Genomic DNA, 22,114 nt, shown 5'->3' with positions numbered 1-22,114 from the left:
TGCGCATAAAAAAAAAATCGCTGTATTTTATTTTTTGCGCTGCAACAAATGCACCGCTTTAACACGTTCTTTGCGGATACGCCCATGACACACTCCTGTCCCCCCCAAGCCCAAGGCTTGTACCTTCCCGCTAATGAACACGACGCCTGCGGCGTCGGATTTATCGCACACATCAAAGGCCAGGCGAGCCACGCCATCATCACCCAAGGCCTCAAAATCCTGGAAAACCTTGATCACCGCGGCGCAGTCGGCGCAGACCCTCTGATGGGCGACGGTGCAGGCATTCTGATCCAGATCCCCGACCAGTTGTACCGCGAAGAAATGGCCGCCCAGGGCGTGACCCTGCCGCCCCCCGGCGAATATGGCGTTGCCATGGTGTTTCTACCCAAGGAAACCGCGTCCCGCCTGGCCTGTGAGCAGGAGTTGGAGCGGGCCGTACGTGCTGAAGGCCAACACATGCTGGGCTGGCGCGATGTCCCGGTGGACAGCACCATGCCCATGTCGCCGACCGTCAAGGCTAACGAGCCGGTGATTCGCCAGTTGTTTATCGGCCGCGGTCCGGATGTGATGGTGCCGGACGCACTGGAGCGCAAGCTGTATGTGATCCGCAAGACCGCCAGCCATGCCATCTACCGCATGGCCCTGGCCCACGGCCAGGAGTATTTTGTGGCCTCCGCCTCGGTGCGTACCATCGTCTACAAAGGCTTGCTGCTCGCCGACCAGGTGGGCCGCTATTATCGCGATCTGGCCGACCCTCGTGCCTGCTCCGCCCTGGCCCTGGTACACCAGCGCTTTTCCACCAATACCTTCCCGGCCTGGCCTCTGGCTCACCCGTACCGCCTGATCGCCCACAATGGCGAGATCAACACGGTTCAAGGCAACTTCAACTGGCTGCGTGCCCGTGAAGGTGCCATGGAATCGGCCGTGCTGGGCTCGGATCTGCAAAAACTCTACCCCATCGTCTACGAAGGCCAGTCGGATACCGCCACCTTCGACAACTGTCTGGAGCTGCTGGTCATGGCTGGCTACTCCCTGCCGCACGCCATGATGATCATGATGCCCGAGGCCTGGGAGCAGCATGCCGAGATGGACGAGAGCCGTCGTGCCTTTTACGAGTACTACGCCGCCCAGATGGAACCGTGGGATGGCCCTGCGGCCATTGCCTTTACCGACGGTCTGCAAATCGGCGCGCTGCTCGATCGCAATGGCCTGCGTCCAGCCCGCTACGTCATCACGGATGACGACATGATTGTGCTGGCCTCCGAAGCCGGTACGCTGCCTATTCCCGAGCATCGCATTGTCAAGAAATGGCGCCTGCAGCCGGGCAAAATGCTGCTGATCGATCTGGAGCAGGGCCGCATTATTGACGATGCCGAAATCAAGTCCCAGTTAGCCAATACGCACCCCTACAAGCAGTGGATTGAACGACTGCGACTGCGCCTGGATTCCCTGCCCAACGTGCCCGGCGTGCGTCCCCAACTGGCGACCCGCGACCTGCTGGATCAGCAACAGGCCTTTGGCTGGACCCAGGAGGACATCAAAGTCGTGTTGTTGCCCATGGCCAGCAAGGGCGAAGAGGCAACCGGCTCCATGGGCAACGATGCGCCCCTGGCCGTGTTATCGGACAAGGCCAAACCCTTCTACAACTACTTCCGGCAACTATTTGCCCAGGTCACCAACCCACCGATCGACCCGATTCGTGAGCAAATGGTGATGTCGCTGGTCTCCTTCATTGGCCCCAAACCCAATTTGCTGGACATCAACAACGTCAACCCGCCGCTGCGTCTGGAAGTATCCCAGCCCGTGCTCAGTCCGGCTGACATGAACCAGATCCGGCGCATTGAAGCGGCCAGCAATGGCAAGTTCCGTAGTCAGGAGCTGGATATCATCTACCCCAGCGCCTGGGGACCAGAGGGCATTGAAGCCAGTGTGGCTGCGCTGTGCGCCCGGGCAGCCGATGCCGTGCGCGACGGCTACAACATCCTGATTCTGACGGATCGCCGCTGCGACGCCGAACATGTGGCCATCCCTGCCCTGCTGGCGACCTCGGCCATCCATCAACACCTGATCCGTATCGGTCTGCGTACCCGCACCGGTCTGGTCGTGGAAACCGGCTCGGCCCGCGAAGTACATCACTTTGCGCTGCTGGGTGCCTATGGCGCCGAAGCCATGCACCCCTGGCTGGCTTTTGAAAGCCTGCAACATCTGGCCCAGGACCCAGTCAACCAGATTGATGCTTCTCAAGCCGAGGGCTACTACATCAAGGCGATCAACAAGGGACTGTACAAGGTCATGTCCAAAATGGGCATCTCCACCTACATGTCCTACACCGGAGCCCAGATTTTCGAGACTATCGGTCTGTCGCGGACACTGGTAGACAAATACTTTGTGGGCACCTCCTGTCCGGTAGAAGGGATTGATATTTTCACGGTCGCCGAAGAAGCGCTGCGCCAGCATCGCGCCGCCTACAGCAAAGACCCCGTGCTGGAAAACCAGCTGGAAGCCGGTGGCGAGTATGCCGTGCGTGTGCGGGGCGAAGCCCATATGTGGACGGCCGACACCATCGCCAAGCTGCAACACGCCACCCGCAGCCAGAACTACAGCACCTACAAGGAATACGCCCAGCTCATCAACGAGCAAAGCCGCCGTCACATGACGCTGCGCGGCTTGTTCGAGCTGCGTCTGGACCCGGCCAAGGCCATTCCCCTGGACGAAGTCGAGCCCGCCAGTGAAATCGTCAAACGTTTTGCAACCGGGGCCATGTCGCTGGGCTCGATCTCCACCGAGGCCCACGCCGTGCTGGCCGTGGCCATGAACCGGATCGGCGGCAAATCCAATACCGGTGAAGGTGGCGAGGATGAACTGCGCTATCAACACGAAATGCAGCATGGCAAAAGTGGCATCCGCCAAGGTGACACGCTGGCCAGCGTATTAGGCCAGGACCGGGTCTATGCCGATATCGAACTGCAGGAAAACGATTCGCTACGCTCACGCATCAAGCAGGTTGCGTCTGGCCGTTTTGGCGTATCAGCCCAGTATCTGTGCAGCGCCGATCAGATCCAGATCAAAATGGCCCAAGGGGCCAAGCCCGGTGAAGGCGGGCAGTTGCCTGGCCATAAAGTGTCCGAGTACATCGCCAAGCTACGTTACTCGGTACCCGGTGTCGGCCTGATTTCGCCTCCACCTCATCACGATATTTACTCCATTGAAGATTTGGCCCAGCTGATTCACGACCTGAAAAACGTGAACCCGCAGGCAGACATCTCCGTGAAGCTGGTATCCAAGGTCGGCGTGGGCACGGTGGCGGCCGGGGTTGCCAAAGCCAAGGCCGATCACATTGTGATTGCCGGTCACGACGGCGGCACCGGTGCCTCGCCGCTGTCCTCCATCAAACATGCCGGCACCCCTTGGGAACTGGGCCTGGCTGAAACCCAGCAGACTCTGCTGCTGAACCGCTTGCGCAGCCGCATCCGCGTGCAAGCCGACGGCCAGATGAAGACCGGCCGCGATGTGGTAATCGGCGCGCTGCTGGGGGCTGACGAGTTTGGCTTTGCCACGGCTCCGCTGGTGGTGGAAGGCTGCATCATGATGCGCAAATGCCACCTGAATACCTGTCCGGTAGGTGTGGCCACCCAAGACCCCGTTTTGCGCCGCAAATTCAAAGGCAAGCCCGAGCACGTGGTGAACTACTTTTTCTTCGTTGCCGAAGAAGTGCGTGAACTGATGGCCAAGCTGGGTGTGCGCCGCTTTGACGATCTGATCGGTCGCAGCGACTGGCTGGATATGCGCAGCGGCATCGAGCACTGGAAAGCCCAGGGTCTGGACTTCTCGCGTCTGCTGCACAAAGTTGAAAACGAGGAGTCGCCCCGTCAGATCGCCACCCAGGATCATGACCTGGAACACACGCTGGATCGCCAACTGATCGAGCGCAGCGCCGTCACCCTGAACCACGGTACGCCACTGTCCTTCATTACCCCGGTACGCAACCGCAACCGCAGTGTGGGCGCCATGCTCTCGGGCGTGTTCACCAAGAAGTACGGCCATCAGGGCCTGCCTGACGACAGCCTGCACATTCAGTGCAAAGGCACGGCGGGCCAGAGCTTTGGCGCTTTCCTGGCACAGGGCATCACCCTGGATCTGGTGGGCGAGGCCAATGACTACGTAGGCAAGGGCTTGTCCGGTGGACGCATTATCGTGCGCTCGCCCAACGACTTTCGTGGTTACGGTCCGGATCACATCATCGTGGGCAACACCGTCCTGTACGGCGCCCTGGCCGGTACGGCTTACTTTAATGGCGTCGCTGGCGAACGCTTTGCCGTCCGCAATTCCGGTGCCAGTGCCGTCGTGGAAGGGGTAGGCGATCACGGCTGCGAATACATGACCGGCGGCACCGTGGTGGTGCTGGGCGAAGTGGGACGCAACTTTGCTGCCGGCATGTCCGGGGGCGTGGCCTATGTGTGGGACCCGCAACGTCGTCTGCAACTACGCTGCAACCCGGGCATGGTGGATCTGGAGCCAGTCCTGAGCAAGGCCGAGCAAGAAATGAACAGCAGCATGGCCCAATGGCACAGCCGCAGCGCCCAGAGCGAGCGTCAGACCGACGATGCCATCTTGCAAACGCTGGTCCAGGAACATTTCAAGGCCACGGGCAGCTTCCAGGCCCGCGAATTGCTGAAAGACTGGGACAGCGCCCGCGCACAGTTCGTCAAGGTCATTCCACGCGAATACCGTCGTGCCCTGAGCGAATTGTGGCAAAGCCCGTCAACGGGCAAGACTACCCCCAAAAGCAGTAAAACCCGCCGTTCGGCTTCGGCCTGAACCCTTCCCATCACCATCAGGAAACGACACATCATGGGAAAGACGACTGGATTTCTTGAGTTTCAACGTCTGCAAGAAGCCGTGGAAGCTCCTTTAAAGCGGGTCAAGCACTGGAAAGAGTTTGTCCAGGTATTGAATGACGAACAGGCCGGTCAGCAGGCGGCCCGCTGCATGGATTGCGGTGTGCCCTTCTGCCACAACGGCTGCCCGGTCAACAACATCATTCCCGACTGGAATGATCTGGTGTACCGCCAGCAGTGGAAAGAAGCGCTGGACGTGCTGCACTCCACCAACAACTTTCCGGAAATTACCGGCCGCATCTGCCCCGCTCCCTGCGAGGCCGCCTGTACCTTGAATATCGACCGCGTCCCGGTCGGTATCAAATCCATTGAACACGCCATTATCGACAAAGGCTGGGCAGAAGGTTGGGTGGTTCCCCAAGTGCCCACCCAAAAAACCGGCAAACGCGTCGCTGTCATCGGTTCCGGCCCAGCGGGGCTGGCCTGTGCCCAACAATTGGCGCGCGTAGGCCACGACGTGACGGTGTACGAAAAAAGCGACCGGATTGGAGGCCTGATGCGCTACGGCATTCCCGATTTCAAGCTGGAGAAACACCTGCTGGATCGTCGTATCGCACAAATGCAGGCCGAGGGCGTGCAATTTTCCCCCTCTACCTACATTGGCCAGACGCAGGACCAAGCTGCCCAGGAGCCCGGCCTGACCGTGCTATCACCCTCCGAACTGGAACAGCGATTTGATGCCATTGTCCTGGCAGGCGGCTCGGAAACCCCGCGCCTGCTGGACGCACCCGGCAGCCAACTGCAAGGTGTGCATCCTGCCATGGACTTTCTGCGCATCCAGAACCAGCAGGTGGCCGGTTCGCGCGGCGCACCTGCCATCAGTGCCCAAGGAAAGCATGTGGTGGTCATTGGTGGTGGCGATACCGGCTCGGACTGCGTCGGCACCAGCACACGACAGGGCGCAAAATCCGTCACCCAATTTGAACTGATGCCCCGCCCGCCCGAGCAGGAAAACACGGAACTGACCTGGCCCTACTGGCCCATGAAGCTGCGTACCTCCTCCTCTCACGAGGAAGGCTGCGAGCGCGACTGGGCCATCAACACCGTCGAGTTGCAAGGCAAAAACGGCCATGTCAAAGAACTGCGCGCCGTGCGCGTGGAATGGAAAACCGATCCATCGACAGGCCGCATGAGCATGAACCCTATCGCTGGCTCCGAAATGACCTTCCCAGCCGATCTGGTCTTGCTGGCCATGGGCTTTACCGCGCCCGTGCGGCAAGTGCTGGACGCCTTCGCCGTAGAAGCCGACCAGCGCGGTAATGTTGCGGCCAACACCGACAACTACCAAACCAGCCGCGCCAAAGTCTTTGCCGCCGGCGACATGCGACGCGGCCAGTCCCTGATCGTCTGGGCCATCCGCGAAGGTCGCCAGTGTGCCCGTTCCGTCGATGAGTTCCTGATGGGAAGTTCCACACTGCCCCGCTAAGTCCTCGTGGCAGCGCCAGCAAGCAAACAGCCAGCCGCGAGAAACGGTTGGCTGTTTGTCTTTGAGCGAATGGGCCCTGCCCGTTAACAACGCGAAGCGACATGCGACGCGGCCAGCCCCTGATCATCTGGGCCATCCGCGAAGGTCGCCAGTGTGCCCGTTCCGTCGATGAGTTCCTGATGGGAAGTTCCACACTGCCCCGCTAAGTCCTCTTGGCAGCGCCAGCAAGCAAACAGCCAGCCGCGAAAAACGGTTGGCTGTTTGTCTTTGAGCGAATGGGCCCTGCTCGTTAACAATGCGAAGCGACATGCAACGCGGCCAGCCCCTGATCATCTGGGCCATCCGCGAACGTCGCCAGTGTGCCCGTTCCGTCGATGAGTTCCTGATGGGAAGTTCCACACTGCCCCGCTAAGTCCTCGTGGCAGCGCCAGCAAGCAAACAGCCAGCCGCGAAAAACGGTTGGCTGTTTGTCTTTGAGCGAATGGGCCCTGCCCGTTAACAACGCGAAGCGACATGCGACGCGGCCAGCCCCTGATCATCTGGGCCATCCGCGAAAGTCACCAGTGCGCCCGTTCCGTAGACGAGTTCCTGATGGGAAGTTCGACACTGCACCGCTAAGTCCTCGTGGCAGCGCCAGCAAGCAAACAGCCAGCCGCGAGAAACGGTTGGCTGTTTGTCTTTGAGCGAATGGGCCCTGCCCGTTAACAACGCAAAGCGACGTTACAGGATCTTATGTGCCGTTTGCCGTTTGCCGTTTGCAATCAGCCTACAGGCTATCGATCCACAGTCACTAGCTCTAGCCGTGAAGCGGCAGATTAAAGACAACACCGCGGGAGCTTATTGGCGGTTGGCGGTTGGCGGCCACCATTCTGAAGTCCTTGCTGGCGGGGGACGGGATTGGAGCAATCAGGGAGCTTGCCGCCGTCTGAGGCTGTCGTAGGGATGCAAGCGCCTTGCTGTTTGAGTTCGGCGCTTGTGGTTTGTCCGGGGGACAAACCACCGAACGAGTTCAAGGAGCGCCCTACGACAGGCTCAGACAAGGGTACCGGTGCGCAGCACCGGCAGGCTTCCGCTCCACCCCCGTCCCCCGCCAGCAAGGACTGCCGCAAGGAAGCCCCCCACGAAAACGATCCAAACCAACCCAAACCAAGCCACCACAACCCTCTGATTCCAAACAAGATTCATCAGAAATCTAGGGTTTTCCCTTAAAAACCACAAGCCACCCCACCCCCTAGGGTTTACCCTTGCTTAAAAACTAGGGAAAACCCTATAATGAGGATTCGTAACTTAGACCTTCACCTTAAAGGGAAAGCAAATGTCTACCATGACCACTTACTCGCACTACATCCACTGGAGTGATGCTGTTGAGCGTGGGGTAATGCAGCACGCCCTGGAAAATGGTGAATCCGTGTCTTTAACTGCACTGACCAAAGCAGCGGCCAAACAAGTTTCCAAAGCCGCAAACGTGGTGTTCAAGTACATGGTCGAACTGACCCGCGCCTTGAACGAAGCCCGCATCCGTGATTCCCGCATGTCGGCCAGCTACTGGTAAGCCACGCATCACCGTCGTACCGCTCAAGCAAAACACCGCTTGATGTTGAAAAGCCTGCTGATTTAGCAGGCTTTTGTTTTTTCTGCGCCTGCCAAACCTGCGTTTCCAACAGCGCACCCCGACGCACAGCCCAAGATCTTAGATCAACGGGCGTCAGCACCTCACGGCTTGTCCCCCAAGAAAGAGACTGGCTTTTACAAAGGCAATACCGCTTCTGATGATGTAAACCATGCAAAAGGCCCGCAAAAGCGGGCCTGCAGGACAACCCAGCCCCCCCCAGTCCAGACCGAGAACCCAAGCGTTCTCAATCAAGGCAAAGCGCTCAAGACTTGTTCAACAAGTTCTTCAACATATCCAGGCGCTGCTTGGGACTCAAGGCCGCCTGCGCCGGATCTTCCTGCGCACCGGGGTCTTCGATCTTCATCTCATCAATAAAGCGGGAGCGCTCGCGCACCAGATTCTCACGCGCACGTCTACGTTTCTTGCACCAGCTCAAGCGCAAGCTACGCTGTGCACGGGTAATGCCCACATACATCAGACGCCGTTCTTCCTGAATACGCTGGGCCAGAATATCTGCTTCTTTATCCGGGTCTATATCCTCGTCATCGCGCCCGATGTGCGGCAACAGCCCTTCTTCCACCCCCACCAAAAACACATGCGGATACTCCAGCCCCTTGGAAGCATGAAGCGTGGACAATTTGACCGCATCCGGGTCATCGTCCTCACCGCGTTCCAGCATGGTGATCAGGGCGACTCGCTGCACCAGATCATTCAAACTAAGCTCATCGTCTGCCGCTTTGGACTTCAACCAGGTAATCAGCTCCAGCACGTTTTCCCAACGGGTCTGTGCAGGGCGTTCGTCGAACATATCGTAGAGATAGCGCTCGTAATCGATGGCTCGCAGCAGTTCGTCCAGCAGCTCGCTGACAGCCGTGTCATGTCCTTCCTGCTCGCTTTCTACCCGATCCGCTCGTTGCTGAATACGCCCAATAAACTGCGCAAACACGCGTAAAGGCTCCAACTGCCGCTCGGGCAAGCGATCTGTCAGCGCAAGTGGTGAGACGGCCGCAAACAAAGACAGCTTTTGTTCTGCCGCAAACTGACCCAGCACCTGCAACGTGGCTTGCCCTATCCCCCGACGCGGAGTGGTGGCCGCCCGGATGAATGCCGGGTCATCATCCTCGTTAGCCACAATGCGCAAGTACGACAGAATGTCGCGAATCTCGGCCTTGTCGAAAAAGCTTTGCCCGCCGGAGATGGTGTAAGGAATACGCAAATTACGCAGCGCCTGCTCAAAGATCCGGGCCTGGTGGTTGCCGCGGTACAGCACCGCAAAATCACGCCATTCGGCCTGACGCTCGAAGCGCTCTGCCGAGATACGCATGGCCACCGAGTCGGCCTCATGCTGCTCGTCGTCTGTGACATGAACCTGAATGGGCTCACCAAAACCCAGATCGGACCACAGTTTTTTTCCGAACACGACCGGATTGTTGCCAATGACATTATTGGCTGCCTGTAAGATTCGCTGCACGGAGCGATAGTTCTGCTCCAGTTTGATGACTTTCAGCTCGGGATAATCCTTAGGCAACTGCGCCAGATTCTCCACGGTAGCGCCGCGCCAGGCATAGATCGCCTGATCGTCATCGCCGACCACTGTAAACATGTTGCGCTGCCCTGTCAGGGAGCGCACCAACTGATACTGACAAAGATTGGTGTCCTGATACTCGTCCACCAGCAAATACTGCACCCGACGCTGCCAACGTTCGCACACTTCCTGATTGTCTTGCATCAATTGCGCAGGCAAGCGAATCAGGTCATCAAAATCCACCGACTGATAGGCAATCAAGGTGGCCGCATAGTCTCGGTAAATGCGGGCCGCTTCTATCTGGCTGGGTGAGTTCGCGGCACGCTCTGCCTGGTCAGGCCCCATCAAGGCGTTCTTCCACAAGGAGATCTCTTGTTGCACGGATCTGAGGCGCCCTTTGTCCGTGGTGGCCAACAGCTCCTGAATAATCGCCAGGGCATCATTCGCGTCCAGAATGGAAAAGCGCGGCTTCAAACCCACGTGCTGAGCCTCCTCACGCAGCATGCGCAGGCCCAGAGAGTGGAACGTGCTGACGGTCAGCCCCCGCAGCAGCTTGGGGTCCACCAAGGCGCGAATCCGCTCGTTCATTTCACGTGCGGCTTTATTGGTGAAAGTCAGCGCCACCACTTGGCGGCCGGTATATCCACACTCGCGCAGCAAATAGGCGATTTTCTGCGTGATTACTCGTGTTTTGCCACTCCCTGCCCCAGCCAGCACCAGACAGGGCCCATCCATATACAACACAGCCTGACGTTGCATGGCGTTCAGGTCAGTGGGGACGGTATGGCCTGGTGTAGTGACGGAGGTAGTCATGGTGGAATCAGTGAGTACTAGGCAAGAAAACGAGGCTCAAGGCCAAACAACAAGCAGCGCTAAAGGTGACATCCCGGCCAGTCCGAGTACGGTTTGATGCAAAACGACAGGCTGGCTCAGAAAGACAGCGGCGGCAAGGTACAACGGCATGACAGCATGCGGTACCGCCGCATAGCGCACAAGGATACACCCTGCTGTACCCGAGACGCTCCTACTGTCTCTCTACATACCTGAGCCTGTGGAACCTTAAATCTCGAGGGGGTCGACCTCAATCGTAATGCGCACCTTGTGCTGTTTGGCCAGTTGCGCAACCTGTGGCCCCCAGTAGCGCACAAAGGCCTGCAAAGCCGGACGATGAGCGCTTTCCAGCAGCAACTGGGCACGCTCGACCTTGGCAACGCGCAATACGCGCAACGGCACTGGATCGTACAGGAAAACCTGATCCGCACCGGGAAATTCATTGGGGTGGTCTTCGGGCAGGCGACGCGCCTGGGTCAACAAACGCAGGGCATCCGCCAACTGTGGCGCCTCGGCTGACAACAGCACCTGATAAGCAAAAGGCGGCAAACCCACGGATTCGCGCTCGCTCAGGGCGCTTTGAGCAAAGCCTATGTAATCGTGCCTGATCAAACTCTGGTAGACAGCCTGCTCCGGGTAGCCCGTCTGGATAATGACATCCGCCCCTTCCGTGTGACGGCCAGCCCGACCCGCAACCTGCATTAACTGAGCAAACAAACGTTCTGGCGCCCGAAAATCATGTGCAAACAGCGTGGCATCGGCATTGAGTACACCGACGACGCTCAGACGCGTGAAGTCATGACCTTTGGCCACCATTTGCGTGCCCACCATAATGTCCACTTCGCCCGCATGCACCTGCTCGAACAATTGTTGCGCACTGCCCTTCAAGCGGGTGCTGTCGGCATCGATACGCACCAGTCTCGCATTGGGAAAACGCTCGCCCAGAAACTCTTCGATCCGTTGCGTGCCACGACCCATGGGTTGCAGGTCCTGATCGCCACAATCGGGGCAGGCACGTGGCACTGGGGCCTGATAGCCGCAGTGATGACATTGCAAATTGTGCTTGAAGCCATTTTGCCTATGGAGCACGGTATAAACCGTACAACGGGGGCATTGGGACAGCCAGCCACAGGACGCACAATGCAGCACAGGTGCGTAGCCCCGCCGGTTAATGAAAACCAGCGACTGTTCACCACGCTCCAGACAAGCTTCCAGGGCATCCAACAGTTGCGGCGAAAAACCGGACTCCAGACGCAAATGCCGGGTATCGACCAGCCGTACCCGCGGCAGGGAAACCTCACGCGCCCGTTTGGGCAGACTCAAGAGACGATAACGCCCTTGCCGGGCGTGATTCCAGCTTTCCAGCGAAGGGGTCGCTGAACCCAGCACCACCGGTACTTTCAGGTCATAACCACGCCATACGGCCAAGTCCCGCGCGGAGTAACGCAGGCCATCTTGCTGCTTGTAAGAAGCGTCGTGCTCCTCATCCACGATAATCAGGCCCAGCTCAGGCATGGGGGTAAAGATGGACAACCGTGTTCCCAGCAGAATACGCGCCTGACCACTATTGACGCGCAACCAAGAACGCAGCCGTTCACCTTCGGACAGGCCACTATGCAGGACAGCCAGCACATCGCCCGGTAAGACGCGCGCCAAACGGGCGCGCAGGACTTGCTCGAACTGGGGCGTCAGATTGATTTCAGGCACCATAAACAAGACCTGCCGGCCTGCAGCCAACGCGTGTTCCAGCACCCGCATATAGACTTCGGTTTTACCGCTACCCGTTACCCCGTGCAGCAAGATGCAGCTACCGGGTTTGGCGGCCACAATGCCATCCACCGCAGCTTGCTGTTCGGCATTGAGCACAGGCAGGACATCGCTGTCCACCGGTTCCACCTTCTTTTCCTTGCGCTTGGCCATGCGCAGTACTGGCCCCCCTGCAGACCGCTTGCCCAGATAGGCGGAGAGTTTGCGCAAGGGCCCCGGCAAGGATGGCATCATGACCTCACCCAGAGGACGGTGGTAATAGGTAGACGCAAAGCGCGCCATCCGCAACCAGTCCTCCGGGAAAGGAGGCAAGTCATCCAGCAGTTGATCAATCGCTTTGACCTGCTCGGGCGGATAGGAAGGTTGCTCGGGCAACGCCACCACAACGCCTATCATCTGCCGCCGCCCAAAATGCACAATCACCCGTTGTCCAACCTGCACAGGCTCATGGTGCTGATAGTCAAACACCCCCTCAAGGGGAACGTCCAGGGCTACATGCAGCCAGAAAGGCCCGGTGCTTGCCGATGCAGAAATAGCGTCTGGGGTGGCGGTCATGGATGGTGTTTCAAAAAAGGGCTGGCCGGGCTGAAAGCCTGATAAGTCAAGAGCTTAGCAGCCTGTGGATAACTTTGGGGAAAATGACATGAACAAAAAATACAAAGAAGCAAGCACAGATACAATTTAATTTTCAATATCTCTGGAATAAAGATAAAACCTAGAGATATCAAACAATTAAAATCAGGTATTGAAATCGAACCTTAAATAGCAAGGCCTCAACACTGAGTCGGACTGTGTGTATAACTTTGCGCACAAGCTGTCTCAGCTTGTGCGCAATAAGGATCAAACGCTGTGATGGCGACGGCTGTAGGAATGCACTTCATCCACCAGAATGCCCACGGCTTCCGGATCGGTAAAACGCGAGATGCCATGACCGAAGTTGAACACGTGGCCGCCCTGGCCCACGGGACCGAAGTCATCGATCACACGGCGGGCTTCCCGGCGAATGGCCTCTTCACCCCCGAACATGGTCATGGGATCCAGATTGCCTTGCAGGGCCAGTTTGTCGCCGATACGAGCACGGGCTCGGGACAGATTCACTGTCCAGTCTACGCCCATGGCATCCGCACCACAGCCCGCGATATCTTCCAGCCACATGCCACCGCCCTTGGTAAAGACAATGACGGGAACGCGCTGGCCATCGTGCTCGCGAATCAGGCCATCGACCACCTTGCGGGTATAGGCCAGGGAAAACTCCTGGAACAGGGAGTCGGAAAGCACGCCGCCCCAGCTGTCGAACAGCATCACAGCCTGTGCACCGGCGCGTATCTGATTGTTTAGATATTCGCAGGTGGTTTGGGCGTTGATTTCCAGCATGCGGTGCATCAGGTCCGGACGCTGATACATCATGCTTTTTACCAGGCGGTAGTCATCCGAGCCCTGGCCTTCAACCATGTAGCAGGCGATTGTCCAGGGACTGCCGGCAAAACCGATCAGCGGCACCTTGCCGTCCAGCTCCTTGCGGATCAGCGAGACCGCGTCAAACACGTATTGCAGCTTGCCCATGTCCGGCGCTTCCAGTGCCATGACGTCGGCCTCGTTGCGCACGGGACGCGCAAAGCGTGGGCCTTCACCGGCGACGAAATCCAGACCCAGGCCCATGGCGTGTGGCACGGTCAGGATGTCCGAAAACAGAATGGCGGCATCCAGATCGAAACGGCGCAAGGGCTGCAAGGTGACTTCGCACGCAAATTCGGGATTCTGAGCCAGTTGCATGAAGGAGCCAGCCTGGGCACGGGTGGCATTGTATTCAGGCAAATAACGCCCGGCCTGACGCATCAGCCAGATGGGGGTGTAGGGCACAGGTTCGCGCAACAGCGAGCGCAGGAAAACATCGTTTTTTAATTGAGGTAAAGACACGGCAATCCCTATTGAAAAATGCCTGTTAATTTTAACCATCGTGTTCGTCGTCTGGGCTTGACGCGGATCGAAAGCGTGCCGCATCGATATGGTGCTTGCGCATCAGTGCCCAGAAAGCACGCCGGTGCTTTTGCGCGGAGCGGGCTGCCATGGCGATATTACCGCGATGGCGATCAAGGGCGGCATGGATGTAAGCCTGCTCGAAGCGGGCCACTATCCGTCCCTTGGCAACTTTGAAAGACTCCTGGCTGCAGGCATAGCGCGAGGCTACCGCAGCGGCATAGGCTTCCAGCGTCGTCCCCTCCTGTTGCAAGATCGTTTGCGACAGGCGCTGCTCCGTTGGGCCGGGGTGCAGGACCAGATCCTGGTTTTCCTGCACCCTATAGTGTATCCGACCGGACAGTCCCGGTTCATTCAAAGCATGGGATGAGGACTGCAAACGCTGGCGATGGATGCGGGCACGTAGATCGTCCAGGCATAAAGGCTCGCGCACATAGTCGGCCAGGCCCAGCTCCAGCAGGTCTGTCAAGGCGGCAGCCTTGATGGTGGCACGCACCAGGCCAAAGACCGGCACCGGCAGGTGACCTCGGGCCGCAGACAAGGCGCGGCGCACGTGGATCAGGGTGGCCGCTTCGATCGGTATCAGACAGGCGTCAAATCGCAACAGCAAGGCGGCTGAGCGGCGTAAAAACAGGTAGTCCTGATCGGGGCAGGTGGCCGGCGGGGCCTGCAACAGGTGCAATTGCAAACGCTCGCAAGGGGGAATGATGGCCTGCAAATTGCGGGCCCAGTCAGGATGGGTGTGCAACAAAGCGCAATCGAGGTGTAGACGCATAAAACTGTCCTTGAGAAGCTGGGCGTACCCCACGGGTCGCCTCTAGATCGTGAGCTTCTAGAATAGGAATCCGACCCGTTTGCGATAAGTCGGACTTGCGCCTACGTAGCTATACTTAATCCCCGCACAGACGGCTGCGACGCCACTCACTGGGGGACACGCCGTAGCGGCGGCGAAACGCGTGGCTGAACACCGCCGCGTCGGAAAAACCCATCTGCCAGGCCAGCTCACTGATCTGCCGACCCGGCTTGCCATCGAGCAGCAATTGACAGGCGCGCTCCAGGCGGGCAGCCATGATGTAATCGGCGGGCGCCTGCCCGCACAATTCAAACAGCTTGTAGAGATAACGCCGCGAAATGCGGAACTGCAGCGCCAGAGACTGCGCATTCAATCCCGCATCCCCCAGATGGTCCTGCACATACTGTTGAATTTGCAGCAACTGGCCACGCCGCACCTCGTCCAGGGCGGACTCGCTGGGCACCGGGCGTCCGTCGGCCAGGCTCAGCGCCATCATGCGAATCACGGTCTGAGACAGTTCGCTCAAGGCCGAGGGTGACAAATGCCCGCGCTCTTGCAAACCCAGCCGCAGCATGTCCATGGCAATCCGGGCGGGGCCTGTGGTGGCGGAAAAGGAACGGGCCACCGCATCGCTCAGCCAGGGTAGCCAAGGCAGCAGACGCTCCTCCTCAAACTGCAGGACCAGAAAATGGGATTGATCCTGCACGGCGACTTCATAGGGGCGGGTGGTGTCATAAATGCCCCACTGCCCGGCATGCAATATAGCGCTGCGATCATCCTGTTCAATCTGGCTGCTGCCGCTGATCTGCAAGGTGACCTTGTAAAGAGCCTGCTCGGAACGGCTTGCCAGGGCCTGAGTGCGCCGCACACGCTGCGCACTGGTACATAGCTCCATGACATCGACCGAACCCATGCGATCGCTTGCCGCACGGTTGGAAAAGCCCCGACGCGAGTCGGGCTGTACCTCCAGGGGCACAAAGTACGCGCACACCACTTCCTGCCAAGCGGCAAGGCTCTTGAAAGAGGCAGAGGGAGTGCGCAATAACATGGACATTGCCTGGGGGGGCCCTTGCGGCCAACGCTAATGATCGGGATGAGAGCATGACATGCCCCCTTTTCTTATAGCCCTAAAAAATCCAAGCGTCTACGGACGTTAACCCGCTGTTTCAGCGTTCCATGGAACCGTACAGGTAAGGAGCAGGCTCCAGACCCATGCGGTTCATTTTGGCGGTCAACGCTGTACGCGCCTTGAGCACATCGTCAAAGCGTTGCGCTCGTGAAGCCCCCACCTCGGCAGAGGTAAAAGGCCGGTATTCGGGCGTGATGTCTTCCGGGCTGAACTTGGCCACGATCCAGTTCAGCACACGCGCCAAGTCGGCATTGTCCAATTGCGACTGCGACGCGCCGGGCACCCGTATCATGTATTCCCGCCCCGCCGGCAAACGCGTGAACAGGCCGATAGAGCGGTTGAAATCCGGAATCCCACGATGCGTCAAGCCTTGACCGTCATAGCGATGGCAGCCCGCGCATTGCAGCATATAGTCTTTAAAAGCTTGGGAGCTTTGCAAGTAATCGCCCGTTCCGGCCATCTCTTCCTGGGCCTGAGCCCAAGGCGTGAACGCCAGGAGTACGGCGCCCAAACAGGCCAGGCGCAACGATGTCCACACAGTGATGCCTCCTTCGTGGAGCGGACGCCTTCCAGGCCGCCGCTCACCATGCTCAAGCCCAAGAACGAGCCCACACCCGGCAAAGAAGCGACCCAAAGATCCCTTCTTGCAGAGCGTGGGCACGCTGGCGGCTTGTTTTAGTTTTTCGCCAAACCCACCAACACCGATGTCGTGCAATGGAACGTACTGTTCTCGTTTGCCATGCACCAGTTGACATCGTTATGCAGGAAGAACTCGTAACCGGGGCGCTCGCGGGTCTGCGTGTTGCACTGGCAGCGCCCGCAGGCGGTCTTGCCGCAGCAGTCGTGGTAGCTGATCAGATAGTCCTTGCCATCATGCGGGTTGTGGCAGGTGCCAATCCACGAAATGGGCGAAGGCGTTGATCCTGGCGGGCAGGTGGTGGTTGTGCCACCGCAGCACGAACACAGGAACCCGTCCACCGCGCAGTGACGCCAGTAGTCGCAGGAGTTCACCTCGTCTTCATTGGCCAGATCGGGATTCAAACTGAGGTGATCCGCAGCACTGCTGTTGCTACCGCCGCCCGCAGCGCGGGCCACAGGCAGGACCGGCAGCACAAAGGCCGAACCGACCATTAACTTGCCCACCGAGCGCAGCACGCTGCGACGCGAAGTCTTGTGGGCCACAGAACGGGAGAGACTCTCCCCAAATTTATCCAGCCAACGCATTGACGTTCTCCTTTCGTGATACCTGCACTTGCTTCATGCCCGAGTCGCCGGCCAAGTATTCTTGCGCCGAGGCCACGCCCAGGTCTTTGGCGGTAAACAGGCTTTCGAGCTGTTCACGCGAATTGACCAGTCCCTTGCCGCGCACCACACCCTGCTCGTCGATCAGAACCGCATAGGGCAGCTTGCTGATCTGAAAACCCATGCCCAACTGGGTGGACAGAACGTAGGGGAAGGCATCCAGTTGCGCTTTCTGGTAGAACGCCAGGTGCTCGGGCATCTCACCATCACTGGCCAGCACAATATCGACCCACTGGCCTTCCGAACCCTGAATGGACTTCAGAATCGGCAGGAGCTTCTTGCATACCGGGCAGGTGGGGGACATGAAGAAAATCAGTTGGCTGCGCGGGCCGGCCACCCCGACCGAGACTGCTCGACCACGCAGGTCCTGCAGCTCCATCACCGGGGCAGCATCACCCACTTGCGGCCCCTTGTCCATGGTCAGCGCCCCCATGGGAGCGACCCGTTCGTACAACACGCCGATCTGGCGCGACAGGGCAAGCACCACCAGCACCAGGGCCAGTACGATTACCCACAAAATGACATTGGAAATCAGTAAAGCGGTCATTGAGGTCTCCTAGGAATTCTGCATTTTCTGAAATTTCAGATGGGATTCGATCAGTTGGTTGGCCGCGTAATACAGCCCCAACAAGGCCAAGGTGGTACCAAAGAACGTCAAGCCGTCCACCCAGACCAGCTCACGGGCACCATCACTCGCCCAATCACCACTGACCAGCGCCAGCGCAGCCAGCACGGCATTGCGCGCCACCAGCCACCAGGACAGGCCGCCGGAAGACTCACCCAGGCCCGAGCAGCCGCAATCCACATCGCGACGGCCACGCAGCAGGTTCAGCACAATCCCGCTGGTGGCGACCAGCAACACGCATAGAGCCAGCACCGCCCCCAGCGAACGACTGGCCGGCCACAACAGCAAGGGCGTACTCAGGGCTTCGGCGGCCACAAACAACACACTGAACGGACGCACCAGGGCTTCGGGCAACAGGCGGTAGGCGCCCACGGCAGCCTCAAACAAGCTGAAGTGGCGCAGTTTGTCCAGGGCGCCCAGCCCCATCAGCACAGCCAGACACGCCAGGCTGGCGTAGGTCAGGACGGGGTCCATATCAAGCCCCTCCCACCGGGTGGAACTGAACCTGCAAAGAGGCTTCTGCCGCGCCTTCAATGGTGCGCAAGAGCTTGGGTTCAGCTTGGCTGATGTCGTAGACATTCACATTGCCACCGTCCAGCGTCAGCATCAGATCGCGTTGCTGATCGATGGTCATGGACAAGGCATCCCGACCAGGAATACGGGCGATCCGCTTTTTGGTCTTGGTGTCCAGAACCCAGATCTCGGCGGCAGGGAACTTATGGGTGCCCTCTTTGCCATCGGGGTGCATGAACACGTACATACGGCCGCTGGCACGGTGCAGGCCCACCAGGTTGTAGCCGCCAGGCACCCAGTTGCCCGCCTTGTCCTCGTCGTCCAGCATGGACCAGGGGCCCTCTACCTTGACCTCATCTCCACTGAAATCGGCGCTGTAGAGATTGCCGTAATAGGAGACGAAATAGGCTTTGTCCTTATCCAGGGCCGGGGCGATGAAGACTGGATCATCCTTCACGGAGAACATGGGCTTGCTGCGCGACTGGCTGGCCACCTTGCCGTTCTCGTCCAGATTGATGGTCAGCAAGCCGCCATCGCCGCAAATGGTCATGAAACTGCGTGGCCGGTTAGGCTGGGGGATCACGCTCCAGCACCCGGCAGCGGCAGTCACGTCCTCCACATAATCGCCTTTGGCCACATCGACAATACCAATCGAGGTCGCTGGCGAGGCATTTTGCAGCACGATGAACTTGCCATCCGTGGTCTGACGGAACAGGCCATCGTAGTTCAGGCCCTGCACGCGCTTGGGCGGCAAAGCGATCTCTTTTTCAAAGGTCAGCTTGTCGGCATCCCAGACCTCCACCACGTCCGAGCGCTTACCGCGGGTAATACGCTCGTGGTAGGTCGTCATGGTGTAGATTTTCTTGCCATCATTGGACAACTGCACATGACCGTTAAAGGCCGTTGGCACCATGCCCAGGAATTTGCCCGTGGTGTAGTCATAAACATGGACACGGCTTTCGGTCAGGTGCATGAACACCGAGTCCATGACATAGATACGATTTTCCTGCGGGGCAGACACACTGTGCCCGCCTGTCAGAACCTCGCGCGGCTTGTCCTGGGCTTGTGCGCCACCGCCCAGCGCCAGCAAGCCCAGCAAAGCGGCGGCAGTCGATACTTTAAATTTAGACTTCATTGGATGTCTCTCCTCATGGGCGTCCACGCTGTCAGAACGCATAGGCATAACGGAATTGCAGGCCGCGCATACGCGGGCCATTTTCGACTTTCAAATCATGGATGTATTGCAGTTGCACCTGATGGGCATCCGTCAACTGATGGGTGATCTCGGCTGCAAGTTGATGGTTGCGCGCCCGCGTGACGGTGGTTTGCCCATTGACCCGCTCGCGACCGCCCGTTTCGTAGCGGTAGCGCAAACCCACATACGTTTTCTCAGTCAAGTTGGTGGACACCAACGCCATCAAGCGGATTGCCGTGTCTTTTTTCAGGGTCTGGCCGTAGTAGTTCTTGTTATTGCCAAAGAATTCAAACTCCGCCACGCCCTCCACAAACGAGGATTCCCCGAAACCTTTGACGATTGCAAAATCCTGTACGGTGCTCCAGCGGTTCTTGCCGGCAGACACATCGGCCTGTGAGCCGTGGTAGCGACCCGTCGGTGCGGTAATGAAGGGCTCCCAGGCAAACCAGAATCGATTGTCGGGATCATTGTGCAGCCAGACCGCGGCACCGGCGGTCACATCGCCAATACCAGTCAGGCGGTCACGCGGTGCTCCGGGCACATCCAGGGTGGTGCGCAAGCCAGGCACAATCAGCTCATACTGCACCGTTTTACCGGCCAGTTCGCGATAGTGCATCTGGCGGTAAACCATGCCTTGCACACTCAGTTTGGGGCTGTCTGCCAGACGGGCGCCCTGATCGTAGAACCCGTGAGATTTCAGCCCCATCATGTAAACGGCCAGAACATTGGTCCCTACCGGAGCAGGAATCCAGTCCCGTGCGCTGGGGTCCCCGGCAAAGGCGGCCCCGACACTGACGCCGCCCAAGGCCAAGGCCAGAGCGGTACGCTGCACGATTGCAATCATTATTGTTGTCTCCTCAAGAAGGCGCGAACGGTATCGTTATTGTGTTCGCGCCCGTGTACTGAATCCGCTCAAGGCCTTGTCATGCCGACCTCCAGGCCTTGCTCGGCTTTTCGCTAGGCGGCCGGGTAGGCCATGCAGACCGATTTGGTCTCCAGGTAAGCCTCTACGGCCGCACGCCCGTGCTCCCGACCCAGGCCCGATTGCTTGTAGCCCCCAAAGGGCATGCTGGGGTCCAGCATGTTATGCGTGTTGACCCACACGGTTCCGGCCTTGATGCCCGCAGTCAAACGCTGAACGCGGGCCAGATCCTGGCTCCAGACGCTGGCGCCCAGGCCAAAGTCCGTATCGTTGGCCAGTGCCAATGCCTGCGCCTCCGAATCAAACGCCGTGGCGACCACCACCGGCCCAAAAATCTCTTCACGCATGATGCGGGCATCGGGGGCCACATCGGCAAACACCGTGGGGCGTACAAAATAGCCTTGCTCAGGACGCGCGCCCTCGCCCGCCAACATGCGTCCCCCTTGCTGACGACCCACGTCGATGTAGTTCTGCACGCGCTGCTGATGGCGCGCCGAGATCAGCGGCGCAATCTGGGTGGACTGCTCAAAACCCGAACCCAGCGTCATGGAGGACGCCAGATCGGCTACGCCCTGCACCACGCGCTCATAAATGCCTTTTTGTACAAACAGACGCGAACCGGCGGTACACACCTGCCCCTGGTTAAAGAAAATGGCATTGGCCGCCCCTTGAATGGCCATGTCCACATCACAATCGTCCATGATGACCACAGGTGACTTGCCGCCCAGCTCCAAAGACATGCGCTTCATGTCATTGACGGCCTGATGGCCGATCAACTTGCCCACCTCCGTGGAACCAGTAAAGGAAATCTTGTTCACGTCGGGGTGTGCTGTCAGTGCCGCGCCCGTGCTCTCGCCACGACCCGTGATGACGTTGATCACCCCAGCGGGAAAACCGGCCTCCAGAGCCAGTTCGGCCAGACGGATGGCCGTGAGCGGGGTTTCCTCAGCGGGCTTGAGAACCACGGTGCAGCCAGCGGCCATGGCCGGGGCGATTTTCCACACTGCCATCAAGAGCGGGAAGTTCCAGGGCACAATCGCCCCCACCACCCCTACCGGCTCCTGACGGGTATACGCGTGGTAATTGATACCGGGTGGAAAAGCGATGGAAGGCGACAGTAGCTCACCACTGATCTTGGTGGCCCAGCCGGCCATGTAACGCAGCCATTGTGCGCTGGCACCCACTTCCAGACCGTAGGAGAAGAACAGCAGCTTGCCATTGTTCAAGGTTTCCAGACGAGCCAGTTCGTCGGCATGAGCTTCGACCAGATCAGCCAGACGCAGCAACAGGCGCTCACGCTGGGCAGGCAGCATCTTGCTCCATTCGCCCTGCTCCAAAGCCTGGCGGGCGGCCCGCACGGCCCTGTCTACGCCTTGAACACCAGCCTCGGGCTGATGCGCAATCACGTGTCCCGTGGCGGGATCGTAGACGGGTATCGTGGGTCCTTGAGATTCAGTGACGGGTTTGCCGTCAATAATCATGTGTTCGCGAATCGCGTTACGCTCGGCTTGTACGTCCTGCCCCATAGTCTGTCTCCACACGGAATAGTTGATTCTTCACGAATCCAGTATAGGGACGAGGCCAAGCCCAGACTTGTGA

Annotated in this window: 18 protein-coding genes; 6 read left to right on the top strand and 12 right to left on the bottom strand. The window is 58.9% G+C overall.

Translation table 11 applies throughout. From position 1 onward, the window contains the following. The first annotated feature begins 84 nt into the window (after positions 1-84). The 6 genes from VF694_RS15140 to VF694_RS15115 all read left to right on the top strand — a co-directional run bounded on the left by VF694_RS15140 (position 85) and on the right by VF694_RS15115 (position 7,876). Positions 85-4,818, top strand: a complete 4,734-nt coding sequence (locus VF694_RS15140; protein ID WP_131071212.1) for a glutamate synthase-related protein — start codon at positions 85-87, stop codon at positions 4,816-4,818. A 33-nt stretch (positions 4,819-4,851) separates the two neighbouring features. After that, positions 4,852-6,324, top strand: coding sequence for a glutamate synthase subunit beta (locus VF694_RS15135; protein WP_426345471.1), 1,473 nt, complete (start codon positions 4,852-4,854; stop codon positions 6,322-6,324). Between the two features lie 101 nt (positions 6,325-6,425). After that, entirely contained in the window at positions 6,426-6,530 is a 105-nt protein-coding gene (locus VF694_RS15130; RefSeq protein WP_301606482.1) for a glutamate synthase, read from the top strand. 101 nt (positions 6,531-6,631) lie between these two features. Continuing rightward, the gene (locus VF694_RS15125) at positions 6,632-6,736 is read left to right on the top strand and encodes a glutamate synthase (RefSeq protein ID WP_440164829.1); all 105 of its coding nucleotides are present in this window, start codon (positions 6,632-6,634) and stop codon (positions 6,734-6,736) included. A 101-nt stretch (positions 6,737-6,837) separates the two neighbouring features. Then, on the top strand, positions 6,838-6,942 hold the full coding sequence (locus VF694_RS15120; RefSeq protein ID WP_440164828.1) for a glutamate synthase: 105 nt from the start codon (positions 6,838-6,840) through the stop codon (positions 6,940-6,942). A gap of 697 nt (positions 6,943-7,639) precedes the next feature. Then, the gene (locus tag VF694_RS15115) at positions 7,640-7,876 is read left to right on the top strand and encodes a hypothetical protein (protein WP_022983381.1); all 237 of its coding nucleotides are present in this window, start codon (positions 7,640-7,642) and stop codon (positions 7,874-7,876) included. A 322-nt stretch (positions 7,877-8,198) separates the two neighbouring features. Here VF694_RS15115 and VF694_RS15110 read toward each other — a convergent pair whose 3' ends face one another. From VF694_RS15110 to VF694_RS15055, 12 genes are all read right to left on the bottom strand, one after another. Further along, positions 8,199-10,274, bottom strand: a complete 2,076-nt coding sequence (locus tag VF694_RS15110) for a UvrD-helicase domain-containing protein (protein WP_059318490.1) — start codon at positions 10,272-10,274, stop codon at positions 8,199-8,201. 246 nt (positions 10,275-10,520) lie between these two features. Further along, entirely contained in the window at positions 10,521-12,614 is a 2,094-nt protein-coding gene (locus VF694_RS15105; protein WP_440164827.1) for a primosomal protein N', read from the bottom strand. A gap of 285 nt (positions 12,615-12,899) precedes the next feature. Beyond that, positions 12,900-13,976, bottom strand: a complete 1,077-nt coding sequence (gene hemE / locus VF694_RS15100) for a uroporphyrinogen decarboxylase (RefSeq protein ID WP_003804336.1) — start codon at positions 13,974-13,976, stop codon at positions 12,900-12,902. Between the two features lie 31 nt (positions 13,977-14,007). Continuing rightward, positions 14,008-14,811 carry a hypothetical protein gene (locus VF694_RS15095; protein ID WP_003804338.1) on the bottom strand — a complete coding sequence of 268 codons (804 nt, stop codon included), beginning with the start codon at positions 14,809-14,811 and terminating at the stop codon, positions 14,008-14,010. A gap of 115 nt (positions 14,812-14,926) precedes the next feature. Then, complete coding sequence (locus VF694_RS15090; protein WP_003804340.1) at positions 14,927-15,877, bottom strand: helix-turn-helix domain-containing protein; 951 nt, start codon at positions 15,875-15,877, stop codon at positions 14,927-14,929. Between the two features lie 118 nt (positions 15,878-15,995). Beyond that, a complete protein-coding gene (locus VF694_RS15085; protein ID WP_003804341.1) occupies positions 15,996-16,496 on the bottom strand; it encodes a hypothetical protein in 501 nt (166 codons plus the stop codon). A gap of 137 nt (positions 16,497-16,633) precedes the next feature. Next, a complete protein-coding gene (locus tag VF694_RS15080) occupies positions 16,634-17,182 on the bottom strand; it encodes a methylamine dehydrogenase light chain (protein ID WP_003804342.1) in 549 nt (182 codons plus the stop codon). Continuing rightward, positions 17,166-17,807, bottom strand: coding sequence for a methylamine dehydrogenase accessory protein MauD (gene mauD / locus VF694_RS15075; protein ID WP_003804344.1), 642 nt, complete (start codon positions 17,805-17,807; stop codon positions 17,166-17,168). Before mauD ends, VF694_RS15080 begins: the two co-directional genes overlap by 17 nt. A 9-nt stretch (positions 17,808-17,816) precedes the next feature. Beyond that, complete coding sequence (locus tag VF694_RS15070; protein ID WP_003804345.1) at positions 17,817-18,359, bottom strand: MauE/DoxX family redox-associated membrane protein; 543 nt, start codon at positions 18,357-18,359, stop codon at positions 17,817-17,819. Between the two features lies 1 nt (position 18,360). After that, positions 18,361-19,533: an amine dehydrogenase large subunit gene (locus tag VF694_RS15065; RefSeq protein ID WP_003804346.1), complete on the bottom strand. Its 1,173-nt coding sequence runs from the start codon at positions 19,531-19,533 to the stop codon at positions 18,361-18,363. Positions 19,534-19,564: 31 nt separating this feature from the next. After that, the gene (locus tag VF694_RS15060; RefSeq protein WP_301606473.1) at positions 19,565-20,437 is read right to left on the bottom strand and encodes a transporter; all 873 of its coding nucleotides are present in this window, start codon (positions 20,435-20,437) and stop codon (positions 19,565-19,567) included. 113 nt (positions 20,438-20,550) lie between these two features. After that, a complete protein-coding gene (locus VF694_RS15055; RefSeq protein ID WP_003804351.1) occupies positions 20,551-22,041 on the bottom strand; it encodes an aldehyde dehydrogenase family protein in 1,491 nt (496 codons plus the stop codon). Positions 22,042-22,114: the final 73 nt, after the last annotated feature.

This window comes from Alcaligenes sp. Lyrl_28, from assembly GCF_051948705.1.
In the GTDB taxonomy this organism is placed as follows: domain Bacteria; phylum Pseudomonadota; class Gammaproteobacteria; order Burkholderiales; family Burkholderiaceae_B; genus Alcaligenes; species Alcaligenes ammonioxydans.
This window is presented reverse-complemented; position numbering and strand designations above follow the sequence as displayed.

What these genes read in the sequence shown, in the direction of transcription:
- VF694_RS15140 (WP_131071212.1), top strand. Translation starts at nt 85, where the DNA reads ATGACACACTCCTGTCCCCCCCAAGCCCAAGGCTTGTACCTTCCCGCT.
- VF694_RS15135 (WP_426345471.1), top strand. Translation starts at nt 4,852, where the DNA reads ATGGGAAAGACGACTGGATTTCTTGAGTTTCAACGTCTGCAAGAAGCC.
- VF694_RS15130 (WP_301606482.1), top strand. Translation starts at nt 6,426, where the DNA reads ATGCGACGCGGCCAGCCCCTGATCATCTGGGCCATCCGCGAAGGTCGC.
- VF694_RS15125 (WP_440164829.1), top strand. Translation starts at nt 6,632, where the DNA reads ATGCAACGCGGCCAGCCCCTGATCATCTGGGCCATCCGCGAACGTCGC.
- VF694_RS15120 (WP_440164828.1), top strand. Translation starts at nt 6,838, where the DNA reads ATGCGACGCGGCCAGCCCCTGATCATCTGGGCCATCCGCGAAAGTCAC.
- VF694_RS15115 (WP_022983381.1), top strand. Translation starts at nt 7,640, where the DNA reads ATGTCTACCATGACCACTTACTCGCACTACATCCACTGGAGTGATGCT.
- VF694_RS15110 (WP_059318490.1), bottom strand. Translation starts at nt 10,274, where the DNA reads ATGACTACCTCCGTCACTACACCAGGCCATACCGTCCCCACTGACCTG.
- VF694_RS15105 (WP_440164827.1), bottom strand. Translation starts at nt 12,614, where the DNA reads ATGACCGCCACCCCAGACGCTATTTCTGCATCGGCAAGCACCGGGCCT.
- VF694_RS15095 (WP_003804338.1), bottom strand. Translation starts at nt 14,811, where the DNA reads ATGCGTCTACACCTCGATTGCGCTTTGTTGCACACCCATCCTGACTGG.
- VF694_RS15090 (WP_003804340.1), bottom strand. Translation starts at nt 15,877, where the DNA reads ATGTTATTGCGCACTCCCTCTGCCTCTTTCAAGAGCCTTGCCGCTTGG.
- VF694_RS15080 (WP_003804342.1), bottom strand. Translation starts at nt 17,182, where the DNA reads ATGCGTTGGCTGGATAAATTTGGGGAGAGTCTCTCCCGTTCTGTGGCC.
- mauD (WP_003804344.1), bottom strand. Translation starts at nt 17,807, where the DNA reads ATGACCGCTTTACTGATTTCCAATGTCATTTTGTGGGTAATCGTACTG.
- VF694_RS15070 (WP_003804345.1), bottom strand. Translation starts at nt 18,359, where the DNA reads ATGGACCCCGTCCTGACCTACGCCAGCCTGGCGTGTCTGGCTGTGCTG.
- VF694_RS15065 (WP_003804346.1), bottom strand. Translation starts at nt 19,533, where the DNA reads ATGAAGTCTAAATTTAAAGTATCGACTGCCGCCGCTTTGCTGGGCTTG.
- VF694_RS15060 (WP_301606473.1), bottom strand. Translation starts at nt 20,437, where the DNA reads ATGATTGCAATCGTGCAGCGTACCGCTCTGGCCTTGGCCTTGGGCGGC.
- VF694_RS15055 (WP_003804351.1), bottom strand. Translation starts at nt 22,041, where the DNA reads ATGGGGCAGGACGTACAAGCCGAGCGTAACGCGATTCGCGAACACATG.